Source organism: Legionella sheltonii (assembly GCF_026191355.1).
GTDB classification, from domain to species: domain Bacteria; phylum Pseudomonadota; class Gammaproteobacteria; order Legionellales; family Legionellaceae; genus Legionella; species Legionella sheltonii.
The window spans coordinates 100,164-113,145 of the sequence record NZ_JAPHOQ010000001.1 but is presented as its reverse complement, the minus strand read 5'-3'; the positions used below and the strand labels follow the sequence as shown (position 1 = coordinate 113,145).

The window sequence follows — 12,982 nt, the reverse complement described above, 5'->3', positions numbered from 1 at the left end:
CTATTTAAATTATGGTTTAGAGACTATCTAAAAACGAGTCCATAAATGAAAGCAAGGGCAATTGTATACGCTAATAAACATAAAAATCGCGGTGCAACTTTCATAGACACCGCAAAAAAAACAAAAATTAAGTGAATCAAAAATAGTATGCCAATTACATATTGGTTGATACTTTCTGCAGAAAGATAAAAATAATTTCTAGGGAATCCATCAGGAAATGCATTTAAGCGAGTGACGACCGTTGCAATAAGAATGATTAAATAAAATAAATACAAAACAATGGGATAAGTCATTAAAAATATCGGCAGCTTAAATTCTTCACCGTCTTCTTCTTTATCTAATTTTTTAACAAAAATGAGCGCAATGAGTGAAACAATAATGCCGATAAAATTAAAGCGGACGAAAGAGGAGCTGATTAAAGGAAAGAAATCGAAATGGCCCAACAAGGACCATTTATACTCTGCGATGAACGCGATGAGTATCAGAGGAAAAAATAATGCTGCCTTCAATAATAAAGGGTGTGCTTTATACATCTTAAATAAAGAACGGGTGTAATTAAGATGAAAAAAAATAGTCCAAACAAATGAAGTAACAAAGAATAAAAAAAACGCATTTATAAAAAATAATAGCGTTAAAGGGCTAAACCACATCGAGATAAAATGTTCATGCATTGCATTTTCTCAAAAATTACTCCGATTTCATAAGTATAGAATGTCTTCTTTATATTAGCTCTTTCGCGAAAACCCCTTCAACGAGCACAAGCCAGCACAAAAAATAATCACCTATACTATAAAAAGAATCAACTGATCTTTTTTTAATCATGAAAAAACAATTTGAAGAGATTTACACGCGTTTATCGGGGTTAGGCATTAATCTTCAAAATGTCCCCCCGCTGGAAAACAATGATGAGACGATGCAGTATATGGCCTATGTTGATCATTTAAATCATGCGGCATATGAAGCAATTGAAGAACAATACTCAAAATTTGACCCTAATTTCAATATAGATGAGCAGCTTCAATTTTTTAAAAGAGTTATAGCGATAAAAAATATCTTAAGAGAACTACAAGTTATTCATAATGAGCTAACAAAAAGTTTGTGCGAAAATTCAGATATATACATACATAATGAAGAAGATATTTCATTAAATGAAAAATACATCCTTCCTGAGTTAAAAGGAAAAAAACCTAAAGAAATCGCACGTGCAAGCTTTTATCAACTCTTAGAGAATATAAAAAATAATAATTCGCTTAGTACAGAAGAGGCAGATTTTGTTTACTCACTCTTAATGCAAATTGTTTCCAGACCCGGAGGGATAAACTTAATTGTCAAACTTAATTACATGTTAACAACCAAAGAGGCTCAGTTAGTTTTAACACCCAGTAATGATTTTGAATGCTCGATGGCAGCAGCTGGATTTGCAAAGATTAATCCAAACTACAGCAGCAAATCCCTTACTCCTGAGCAAGAGCTTAGAACGATTTTAAAGAGAGAAACCATGCCTGGAGTGGGGGCAAAAAAGATACATATCGGTATCGATTTTCGCTATAACGATAAAATTTCCTCCTTGAATTTAGATACTTATGCATCAACTGGAAATGGATTAACTGATGCGGGCCCACCTTTTATTTTATTAGCCCATGAACTGATTCACGGCTTGCATAATCTTACCGGCAAAGCACGCTATAATTTTGCGCCTTTTTTTCACGGCCCCCAATACAGTGATGATCCTTTGATGAGTTTATTATACCCGATGAGCTCCTTATTCAGCTTGGGTCCTGCGGCTGAAGAATACTGGACTATTGAAGAGGGTAATTTATGTGAAAATGTAATCCGCAAAGAACACGGTTATTTTTTTAGGACCGGGCATATCAGCGCCGAACCAGGTGGTCGAGGGATTCGAGATCTCTATTATCTTGGATTAGCACGTAGTTATAATATTTCTGATCTAAAACGCTGCCAAGAGTATATCAGTATGCTTGATTTAGATGAGAGTGACGTTGATGACGTAGTCGTTGACAAACTACTTAAATTTGAAAAATTTAACACCTGGTCTTACTCTCTAACGGACTTAATTCATTTATGTGAAAGCATTTCTCCTTACCAACTTAAGAAAATGGAACGAATTATTGCTCAATTTAAAAATCCAGTAGATGATGCTCCGGATCAGGAAGTAATTTTGCAAGACTTTTTAATGGAAATACCGCCTAAAATGGCTCAACTATTGATTGCTATTTCAAAAGATAACCTGGTTGATAAGGACAAAGAAATAGACCCAGATGTACTCACGAAAGCCCTCACAAAAATTCAAAATATCAATGAACTGTTAAAAGCTTCCGATTTACCCAGCCCGCTTCGAGAACATTTTGAACAATTTACCAAAGACATAGAATCAAAAGTCGAGCGCCCCTATAGGCTCGTCTTCTAGCCTCATTCATTTTATTGTTGACAACCTGAAGGTCTTAATTAACCATGGCCAATCTCCCTTTGAGCTCAAAGGGTCTGAGGAGCATCCTGCTATTCTGCAGAATGCGGTGTTTTTTGCGATCAGATACTCACATCCTTTATGTATGCTGAATTTCTGTAAAAATCACACCTTTAAGTGAATTGTCAAAGGTCTTAGTTCAAACTACAACACATGAAATACCATTATTCATAAACGCTTTATCCCAGCTGTCTTTGCTCTTCGTGATACGATAAACATTACTATCTAGTCCCGAGGCTTGCCCACCGGATCCCGATCACTCGCAACTTAAAACCTGATGAAAATAAACTAGCTCGGTGACTTTTCGTGCCACTTACAATGAGTTAATATTAAGCACTGTGATTATCTACCTATTATTAAAACCATTTATTTTTTGAATCCCCCAATGGACTACAGGTTGGGAAATTCATTATGAGGATATGATAGAGCAATAGAAAAAGACCCTGTTAGTATTTTTGAAAACGAAGCTGTGAAGAGTAAAGACGGATATTTTCCTGAAAATATGTAAATGATTTTTAGGCACTTTCAAGCGAACAAAAAAGAGAGGGACAATGTGCATTTTTAAAGATATTACACACCGTTATTGTCAAAAAATATTGGATGCCTACCAGACGCAGGTAGATGAAAAGACATATAAAGGTAAAGAGGCTGAATTATTAATTCAAAGAAATGAAATTGCTCGAGATTTAGTCACAACCATTAAAGAAATAGAATTTGAAAATGATTATATTAAATATTTCGATCAGGTTTTAAACACCATTAACGCGAAATTGAAAGAAGTGAGCAATGCTGTTTTAGAATATAACAAAAAATATAAAACTTCGTTCACCACTGATCTTTATGAAACTTTTTTCACTGCAAGCTTGATCAGTTTTATTAACGCATTAAGCAACCTGGTTCAAAGTAGTCCTCAGATCATCCTGAATATCAAGGATGAATCATTATTCACGAGTAAAAAGGAAGCCCCGTGGTTTTATCATTTTTCCTTTGTTTTATATGAATATATTCTTGATAAAGAATTTGAATTCGCGACCACTAAAATCGAAAGAGATATTTTTGATGCCAAGAAAACTTTAATCCTTAAATACATTCAAAATGCCGGAAATCTTTTTTCTCGCTATGAAAATGAGAATGAGGCGGAATACCAAGAGCTCATGAAGGTACTTTTAAATAGTCTGTGTTCTGAGGAAAAAGACATTCAACGACGTAAAACAGAAGAAACGAATTCAGGGTATATGTACACTTATTTTTCCCAATCATTTTATAAAGCTTCGGAAAAAATAATGGGGAAAAATCAATTGGGACAAAAAATTGAACTTTTGACTAAGGAATTTAGTGAAAAGTCAATGGGTAAAGAACTAAGTTGTAACTAATCCTTATGGCTACCCTGAATCAAAGGCGGATGGACTATGAAAGGTAGTGTTTAAATAACTGTGTCATCTCTTTTAATTTGTTTATAATTTAACACTTAAAAGAGGTAGATATGAATAAAAAGAAAATAGATTTATCGAATTTTGATTTCAATGAGTTCAAATTAGAGGCTTTGACCCAGTTAAAGTCTGGCCAATCTCTCACTGGAAAAGACGGCATACTGACCCCCTTAATAAAAGAGCTATTAGAGGCGGCATTAGAAGGTGAAATGGATTCTCATATGACTGATTGTCATGAGACAGGTATTTCAAACCGTCGCAACGGCAAAACGACTAAAACAATTAAATCAACAACTGGAGTTTTTGATTTAGAAACACCTCGAGATAGGGATGGCAGCTTTGAACCCGAGCTTGTAAAAAAACGTCAAACGGTACTCAACGAGTCACTGGATAATAAAGTCCTAGCCCTCTATGCGATAGGCATGAGTTACGAGGCGATAAGCGAGCATTTATCTGAGATGTATGGACTAGAAGTCTCGAGTGCTAAAATCAGCCTGATTACTGACAAACTATTACCCCTGATTACCGAGTGGCGTAATCGCTCCCTAGAATCTGTATACCCAATCGTTTTTCTTGATGCCATGCACTTTAAAGTACGTGTTGAAGGTAAGGTCATAAGTAGAGCATTTTACACCGTCCTTGCTGTAAATTCAGAAGGTAAAAAAGATATTCTAGGGCTCTATTTATCTGAGGCAGAGGGAGCTCGTTTTTGGCTTAGTGTATTAAATGACCTTAAAGCTCGTGGTGTAGAGGATATCCTTATAGCAAGCATCGATGGACTTAAGGGATTTCCTGATGCCATTGCTGAAGTTTTTCCTAACACCGAGATCCAGCTTTGTGTCGTTCATCAAATTCGCAACTCATTAAAGTATGTGGTTAGTAAGGACCAGAAAGCCTTTATGGCCGATTTAAAGCTGGTTTATAAGGCTTCAAGCAAAGATATGGCTTTGCATCATCTACTTGAGTTGGAAGAGAAATGGGGCAAAAAATACCCGGCGGTGATGAAATCCTGGAATAACAACTGGGAAGCTCTATCACAATACTTCAAATACCCAGAAGAGCTAAGACGCATCATTTACACTACCAATATTGTTGAAGGCTTTCATCGGCAAATTCGCAAGTACACTAAAAATAAAGGCGCTTTCACCAGTGAAAACGCCCTTATTAAGCTTATTTATTGTGCTTGCCAGAAAGTACTGGAAAAATGGAATCAGCCCATGCACAATTGGGCGCTTATCGTGTCCCAGTTACAAATCTATTTCGAAGACAGACTAACCCTGGGACTTAGATAATGACTGAGGTGACACAGTTGGATGAACACTCTCCTATGAAACTATTCGCCTTTGCTACCTTTAATTACACGCAAAATTAGGACTTTCTGCTTCTGGCTTTAATTCATCATTCTCTTCAATTGCACTATTACTTTCTGGTTCTGGATTGAGATCATCACTCTCTTTAATTCCATTAGCGTGCTCTGGTTTTAAATCATCATTCTCTTTAATTTCACTGAAGTCTTCCTTAAAGTTCCTGGTTTTTTCGACACCTTTAGTAATTATATTCTTATCAAAATAGGAAGCCACTTTTAAGAAAAATTCACATATTTTCATTAAGACTCGGTTTTTTCGGTAGCAGAAATCCTTCAAAACTTCCGGTTTATGGATAGTATCAATTAGAGTCGTACAAAATTGGGTTAGTTTTTGTTTGTTCATTATTTTATGAGCGGGCTCTGCTCGGTGAAGCTCTCTATCAAGAAGTGATACAAAATGATAAACATCTTTCTTCAATAAGCTCGCTTGATTCAAATGGTGCACTTCTCTTCCTTCTTGCTGATATCGAGATCTAAGCGACTCTAATAACCTGCCTCGAAGTCCATAAGTAAAGCCCCCACCTTTAGCCAGCCCCGTCATCTCACTGACTGCATCAATTAATTTCTTAGGTGTCACGTCAATTTTTGTATTCTGATCCAGCAATTCTTTAATATCGTGAGGAACAGTTACTTTTCTAATTTCAGTGCTTTCTTTAGCACAAGCCTGCTCCAAACAGTCTTGTATCATTTTTTGATCAGCTCGGCTGTAATCTTTTATATTTTCTACTATCTTACGAACATCATCCCACCGTTCTTGCTGCACATATAATGGAATTAATTCTAGTTGTACTTCCATATTGTTTTGCATGCCTAATTTTTTTTCTAAAGCGTTTATTTTTTCTGTTGCATCAGCTATCAAATGGATTTGTGTAATAGCAAGTAATGCATCCGCATCCAGCAACTCCCTAATATCGGCAGGAACAGTCAATTTCCTACTTTCGGAACTCACTTTAATACATGCCCCCCCCAAACATTCTTTAATAATATGCTTATCCGTTTCGCTGCCTTTGGAATGCCGCACTATCTCACGAACATCATCCCACCGTTCTTTCTGTACATATAATGGAATTAATTGTCGTTGTACTTCAATATTATTTTGGATTCCTATTTTTTCTAAAGCGTTTATTTTTTCTGTAGGATCCACTATCTGATTAATTCTTGCGAATTCTGCTTTAATCGCTGAATTAACTTCCGGAATAATTGAAATTTCTAAAAGCGTACTCTCTACTGCACCTTTTGGGAATTTCTGGAGAAGATTCTGGATTTCTTTTGCGGCTGCCCACCATGTTTTTCCATTTTTATGATGAAAAGCCTCGTCTAAGAGTGCATCAATATTTTTATCTTGAGACCCATATTGCTGTTTTACAAATAAACAATAAGCCTCAGGAGAACAATATGTACTAGGATTAGAAGGATTAAGATCGATTTCTTGGACTTTTTTACGAAGTACCGAATTCATATAGGGGTCTTGTCCAACAACGGCAGTTCCTACAAGACCTATGTTCTTTTTCCATTCGGCAAAAGGAATAGACGCCGACTTCTCCTCTCCCCACGTCATAATGCGCACATGAACCCTATCCGTTTCTTCATCAAAGTCAATGTCTCGAATAATAAAAAAGTGACCATCCATAAAACGTTGCACGACATTTTGACTATCCGGTGCTCCTTCTTCCGGATTCAAAATATAATTAGCGAGACTTCCAGTGCCAGCAAGTCCAACCATATAGCCATCTTTAATTAGTAAATTTAATTGCTTAACGGCTTCTTTCTCATGGACAGGTATATTCTGTACATGATGATACCCTGCTTGTTTCATCCAACGTTTTATTTCATTATGAGTAGTCACCCCAAAAAGTTGTTTGGCAAGCTCTGGTCCTTCCCTGCTATAACGGATCATAGTATTTTCTGATGAACGGATACCATTCAAAATAATATGATCCGCATCACGAATGTCACTTCCATCCGAGCTTTCTTTTTTGGCCACGCCCTCAGTGACTTCGACGCGTAACACGCCTTCTTTACCAGCAAATTCTTTAAGATCACAAACCCCTGTAGAGGCCAATTCAGATACTATATGGACGTATTTCATAGGATTAAACAGGGTGATATTGTGCACAAAAGCATTGACCCCACAGACCTGCTCATCCCGTTGATTGATGTAACGAGGATCTAGGACGCGCATCATCATTTGTAAGGCTAATAGAGGACGATTAAAATTTTTAAATTTAAGAGAGCCTTGCCCATCCAAAAAATTATTATCCACCTTATACTTTTTGTACTCACTTTTTATACCTTCTAATAGAGGAAATTCTTTATAAATTGCCTCAATTCCCTCTTGCTCCCCGGTTAGAAAAGCAAACGCTTCCAGCTGTTTTGCTACCGTATATAACTTGGGATTATCTTTATCATACCAATCGCTTTGAGTTGCCCTAAGATGTTCTTGATATTTTTCTAATAGAATTTTTGTTAACTTCTTTACATAAGCATTAGCTAAAAACGCTTCCCCTTCATCTTCGCAAATTTGAGTAATATGATCTAATACATAGAGATACTCTTCCAAAGTACTCGGCGTTCTGTCTCCATCCTTGAGGGTTACCTCGACTGTATGTTGTCCATTGTCTCCAAAAGTAAACGCTTGTGTTAATGCTAGACCCATAACAACCTCACTGAGAACAAATGAATGAGTAGACACTTTAGAGCAGTATCACCAAAGGCAGCTCGATCACTTCACTATAAGTAAGTATAGTTAAGGATTTAGTATTTGCGGCGCTTCGGTGTGCTTAGAGAACATCAAATGTGTCGATACAAGCTAGGAGTAGACCAGCGAAACCCCAGAGGGCTGATACAGCCCCCGAAATACAATGTGCTGCTACTTCATATACGGTTGCAAAAAATCAAAAGCTTTTTTAGCATACTGAAGGGGCGGCGCTTTAGCGGGATCTTGCTCTGCCTCTACAATCATCCAACCAGAGTATTGGTATTTGTGCATCATTTTAAAGATGGCAGCAAATTCAAGAGCTCCATCGCCTGGAACAGTGAATACGCCTGCACGTACGGCATCCATAAAGTTCATGTGTTCGTGCTTCACTTGATTCAGCACGTCCGCGCGAATATCCTTTAAATGAACATATAAAATACGCTCATGGTATTTGTTGATTAGAGCAAGGGAATCAATATCAGCAAATGCCGCATGTCCGGTATCCAGTAATAACGAGATCAATTGGGGGCTGGTATTTTCCATTAAATAATCAATTTCATGCTCATAAAAAACCCCTGTTCCTGCATGATAGTGATAAACAAGGTGCATATTAAAATCATGGGCAATACGACCCAGAGCATGTAATCCTTGAATCAGCTGTTCCCACTGCTGCTCACTAAATTCAGGTTTATGTGGACCTAGGATAGGAAGTTCTGTTCCTTGAATCGCATGCCCACATTCACATACATTGATAAACGATGCTCCCATCGCTCTCATAAAACTTAAATGGTCCATAAAGCGTGATAACGTAGGTTCATATTGTCCTGGCTCAGTAAAAAAGGTACTGAACCACGCACTTGATAAATGTAATCCACGCTCAGCTAATGCTTTTTTTAAAATGGACACATCGCGCGGGTATTTATTCCCTAATTCAGTACCCACATAGCCGGCTTCTGACATTTCCTTAATGCTTTGTTCAAAACTAATCTCTTTACCTAATTCAGGATCATCATCATTGCACCAATTTATTGGTGCAATTCCCAGTTTAATGTGCATAAATAATTTCCTTAATATTCTCTCACTTGTTTCAACTGTTCGCGCATTGCTTGATGCGCATTGGTTACTTCTACAGAATTAGATACCTCGGCAACACCTACACGCCACCAGGTTTGATAACCATGACTCATTGTTTTAGGTAATATGGGTAAGACGATCACTGAAGAATGTTTTTCATGACGTGCCGCATCCATAGCCCCAGCCAATTGCTCGTAAGAATCTACAAAAAAGGTTTTCGCCCCTAACCCCTCGGCGTACTTACAAAAATCAATCGGTAGATATTCTCCAGACAATTGATGGGTTTGCTCTTCCCGATAGCGAAACTCATTACCAAAACCTTGACTACCCTGACTTTCCTGTAAGTTTCTAATGCATTGAAAACCATGATTATTAAAAAGAATGATCGTCATTTTTTGATGTTCTTGAATGCTGGTTAGCAACTCTGAATGCATCATCACAAAACTCCCATCGCCTACGAATACGTAAACCTCACCCGTATTGTTGGCTTGCGCCAACCGCACGCCTAAACCCGCAGCGACTTCATAACCCATACAAGAATAGGCATATTCCAGATGATAATCTTTGGGTTTTTTGGATTTCCAAAGACGATGCAAGTCACCAGGCAAACTACCTGCTGCACAGATAATGACATCCTCTTCCGTTACCATCTCATTTAACAGTCCAAGCACTTTGGTTTGCGATAACCCCTGTTGCTCAGCATCAGTCACGGCAGCAATACGTTTTAATTCCTGTTGCCATTCGTTCTGATAGTGTTGTACGCCTTGCTGATATTCTTTAGATGTTTGATAACTTGCTAATTTCTTCCCTATTTGCTCTAAACCTGTTTTCGCATCGCCCTTTAACATCAAACCATTCATTTTGATCGCATCAAAGCGCGAGATATTTAGATGAATGATACGGCTCTCTTCATTTTTAAAGCCCCATTTGGATGCGGTAGTAAAATCTTGTAGCCGTGAGCCAATCACTAAAATAACGTCCGCTTGCGCAGCAAGAATATTCGCTACTTCCGAGCCAGTGACGCCTATTCCCCCCACATTCATGGGATGACTCGCTGGCAAGGCACTTTTTCCAGCCTGGGTTTCCGCGACCGGAATTTTGTGATGTGCTGCAAATTGCGCTAAAGCCTCGGTAGCCAATGAATAATGCACCCCTCCTCCTGCAATGATGAGTGGTTTTTTTGCTTTTAGAAGCAGTTGGCTTGCTTCGTCAAGGGCGCGCTCACTAACGGCTTCTCTATCAATATGCCAAAACCGTTTGTTAAAAAAAGAGGCCTCATAATCATATGCCTCGGATTGCACATCTTGTGGCAGACATAGGGTGACTGTACCCGTTTCAGCAGGATCAGTTAAAACCCTCATCGCGTTGAGGCATGCCGTCATCAATTGCTCCGGCCGAGCAATCCGGTCCCAATATTTACTGACGGGTTTGAAACAATCATTTACCGATAGGGTGTAATCGTAGGCCACTTCAAGTTGCTGTAATACGGGATCTGGCTGTCTGCAGCTGAATGTATCGCCTGGAAGCAACAGCAAAGGAATTCTGTTCGTAGTTGCTGTTGCCGCAGCCGTAATCATATTGGTCGCCCCCGGTCCTATAGATGAGGTACAGGCAAAAATACTTAATCTGTTTTTTTGTTTTGCATAAGCGGTAGCAGCATGAGCCATTCCTTGTTCATTATGGCCTTGGTAATAAGTCAAACCATAATTATCGTATTCAAGAGCCTCTCCTAAACCCGTGACATTACCATGACCAAAAATTCCAAATACCCCTGAGACAAATTGGTGTTCTTTACTGTCCATGACTACATATTGATTCGCTAAAAACCGTAATAAAGCCTGAGCCATTGTTAATCGAATTTTCATAAACATCCCTTAATATTGTTTTTTTTCCGGACTTTTACTACCCCCCCCCTCCACTACGTCCCGCGACGTGTTCGCGGGATCCAGAGACTATTGCTCTAGAAAGAACTTGGAGTGCCTCAATGCCTTATTCTGAATAACGCACATAAAGTGCGGTAAGGAGGCTCTAGACGCATCGGTGGTCTAAGTCTTCCTCCAAACCCTATTATTCGCTTTACTGGTTCTCGTCCATTCATGCTCTTTAACAAAAGTCGGTATCGTATAGGGGTTGTCCTTTAAATGCCGTATAAACCAAAGAGTATAAAGCGCATATCCTGGCGCTGCACAGTGAGCATGACTCTGCCCCTTTGCAATGTGATAGGTATCATAATTCTCGATGCGCAAAATCTCTTTCCCATTCTCCCCAAATGCATAGCCTTGAGGTTCAGAAAAACGGTAATGGTAGATTTCAGGTTGGTCATGGTAATGGGAGGGATAACTTGACCAACGTCCTTGGAACGTAATGATTTCGCCCACCACTAAATTAGACTCGGGTCTATTGCGCTTATCAAATACTGTCCTCACAATGCGATAAGAGCTGTCCTCCAAAATATCTTTTCCGCGATTATCCAATTCCAAAAGATTCGTGTGGTTAAATAATAAAGGAGCAAAGGAAGTGTCATTCTCAGTTTCAATCAACAAAATCTCACAATCGCTCAAGGCTTCAACCGAGGCAATTTGGCCTGAAGGGCAATGCAAGACAATAGGTTCTTGAGAAAAATAATCGTAACGCTCCGCATGTTGGCTTTGATGTGCATAATGAAATACGACTTTTCCAATCATTAATAATGCCGCAAATTCATACTGCTCATTAAATAAATATTTTTGTCCGGCATCTAATTTAAGTGAGCTAAAATTCATACCGCTATCGGAGAGGGGATCCATAGTAACAATTGCATTCGCTCCCCGTGCAAAACCTTGTGGGTTTTTAATCAAAATCTGTGGATTATGCGCCACGTTTTTTTGATGTAATTGGCTCAAATAAGCACTCTTCCAAATCTGCGGCTGTGCATCAAAATGTTGAATAAAATAGTCTAATTCTTCTTTATAGGGTATGGCTGGAGCACAACCATGACGGGTAACGACTAAAGCGCCACTGGCATTTGCATGAGTCGTAGCGAGTTCCCAAGATCCTCCTTGTAACAACGCGGATAAGAGGCCCGCCATGAATCCATCGCCGGCTCCCAATACATTAAGGACTTCAACAGGAAATGGTTTAGAGGATAAAGGTTGGCTGTTGCCCGCAAAATATACCTCAGCCCCTTTTTCACCTCGCTTGAGCACTACAGGAGCCTGAGTCAATGCTCTGATGTTCTTAAGCGCCGTATGAACCTCATCACTCCCGCCCGCGATACAAATTTCCTCTTCAGTACCGACGATTAAATCACAAAAAGGCACGATGCCTTGGTAGGTTTTACTTACTTTCTGGCTCGAGCAATATCGCGTTTCTCCATTCCCACGCGCGGTCAAGCCCCAAAGCACAGGACGGTAATCCAGATCGAGCACTACGGCAGTTTCTGTGTGTCTTGCAAGCTGAATCACTTCTTCTGTAGTGTGCAACATGGCATCTGTCGATAATCCTGTGCCGGTGATTAAAATGGCTTTGGCCTGTTGTAATATGTCCTTGTTAATGTGCGTCGATTTAATTTGCATGTCGGCGCAATCAGTACGATAAAACATTAAGGGAAATTCATTAGGGGGCTTAATGCCCAGCAAGACGAGTCCAGTCAAATGATTTTCGGTTTCATATAACAAATCAGTATTGACACCCTCAAGTTCTAATTCATGTTTTAAAAATCGCCCCATCTCATCCTGGCCCACACAAGAAAACATCATGCACTTCAAGCCAAGACGTGCTACGCCTACAGCAATATTTCCTGCGCAACCACCTAAATATTTTCTAAAACTCTGTGCCTCACTGAGCGATACACCAATTTGCTCTGCATACAGATCAACAGCCACACGTCCCATACAAATCAAATCAACAGGTCTTTTCACATCATAATAAAATGGTGGATAAGTCATAGG

The 12,982-nt window shown here is 39.0% G+C and carries 8 protein-coding genes; 3 read left to right on the top strand and 5 right to left on the bottom strand.

Annotated elements, in window-relative coordinates; all coding sequences use genetic code 11:
* Nucleotides 1-23: 23 nt before the first annotated feature.
* Nucleotides 24-671: a hypothetical protein gene (locus OQJ26_RS00460; RefSeq protein ID WP_265701942.1), complete on the bottom strand. Its 648-nt coding sequence runs from the start codon at nt 669-671 to the stop codon at nt 24-26.
* A gap of 149 nt (nt 672-820) precedes the next feature.
* Between OQJ26_RS00460 and OQJ26_RS00455 the strand changes: the two genes are divergently transcribed.
* From OQJ26_RS00455 to OQJ26_RS00445, 3 genes are all read left to right on the top strand, one after another.
* Nucleotides 821-2,428: a hypothetical protein gene (locus OQJ26_RS00455; protein ID WP_265701941.1), complete on the top strand. Its 1,608-nt coding sequence runs from the start codon at nt 821-823 to the stop codon at nt 2,426-2,428.
* A gap of 608 nt (nt 2,429-3,036) precedes the next feature.
* Complete coding sequence (locus OQJ26_RS00450; protein WP_265701940.1) at nt 3,037-3,858, top strand: hypothetical protein; 822 nt, start codon at nt 3,037-3,039, stop codon at nt 3,856-3,858.
* A 110-nt stretch (nt 3,859-3,968) separates the two neighbouring features.
* On the top strand, nt 3,969-5,207 hold the full coding sequence (locus OQJ26_RS00445) for an IS256 family transposase (protein ID WP_265701939.1): 1,239 nt from the start codon (nt 3,969-3,971) through the stop codon (nt 5,205-5,207).
* A 60-nt stretch (nt 5,208-5,267) separates the two neighbouring features.
* On the opposite strand, the gene OQJ26_RS00440 is transcribed toward OQJ26_RS00445, so the two are convergent.
* From OQJ26_RS00440 to iolC, 4 genes are all read right to left on the bottom strand, one after another.
* Entirely contained in the window at nt 5,268-7,937 is a 2,670-nt protein-coding gene (locus tag OQJ26_RS00440; RefSeq protein WP_265701938.1) for a hypothetical protein, read from the bottom strand.
* Between the two features lie 213 nt (nt 7,938-8,150).
* Nucleotides 8,151-9,035: a myo-inosose-2 dehydratase gene (iolE, locus tag OQJ26_RS00435; RefSeq protein ID WP_265701937.1), complete on the bottom strand. Its 885-nt coding sequence runs from the start codon at nt 9,033-9,035 to the stop codon at nt 8,151-8,153.
* Nucleotides 9,036-9,046: 11 nt separating this feature from the next.
* Entirely contained in the window at nt 9,047-10,918 is a 1,872-nt protein-coding gene (gene iolD / locus OQJ26_RS00430; protein ID WP_265701936.1) for a 3D-(3,5/4)-trihydroxycyclohexane-1,2-dione acylhydrolase (decyclizing), read from the bottom strand.
* A gap of 180 nt (nt 10,919-11,098) precedes the next feature.
* The gene (gene iolC, locus OQJ26_RS00425) at nt 11,099-12,979 is read right to left on the bottom strand and encodes a 5-dehydro-2-deoxygluconokinase (protein WP_265701935.1); all 1,881 of its coding nucleotides are present in this window, start codon (nt 12,977-12,979) and stop codon (nt 11,099-11,101) included.
* Nucleotides 12,980-12,982 lie beyond the last annotated feature (3 nt).

Coding starts and splice junctions, on each gene's coding strand:
- OQJ26_RS00445 (WP_265701939.1), top strand. CDS start 3,969: ATGAATAAAAAGAAAATAGATTTATCGAATTTTGATTTCAATGAGTTC.
- iolC (WP_265701935.1), bottom strand. CDS start 12,979: ATGACTTATCCACCATTTTATTATGATGTGAAAAGACCTGTTGATTTG.
- iolE (WP_265701937.1), bottom strand. CDS start 9,035: ATGCACATTAAACTGGGAATTGCACCAATAAATTGGTGCAATGATGAT.
- OQJ26_RS00460 (WP_265701942.1), bottom strand. CDS start 671: ATGCATGAACATTTTATCTCGATGTGGTTTAGCCCTTTAACGCTATTA.
- OQJ26_RS00450 (WP_265701940.1), top strand. CDS start 3,037: ATGTGCATTTTTAAAGATATTACACACCGTTATTGTCAAAAAATATTG.
- OQJ26_RS00440 (WP_265701938.1), bottom strand. CDS start 7,937: ATGGGTCTAGCATTAACACAAGCGTTTACTTTTGGAGACAATGGACAA.
- OQJ26_RS00455 (WP_265701941.1), top strand. CDS start 821: ATGAAAAAACAATTTGAAGAGATTTACACGCGTTTATCGGGGTTAGGC.
- iolD (WP_265701936.1), bottom strand. CDS start 10,918: ATGAAAATTCGATTAACAATGGCTCAGGCTTTATTACGGTTTTTAGCG.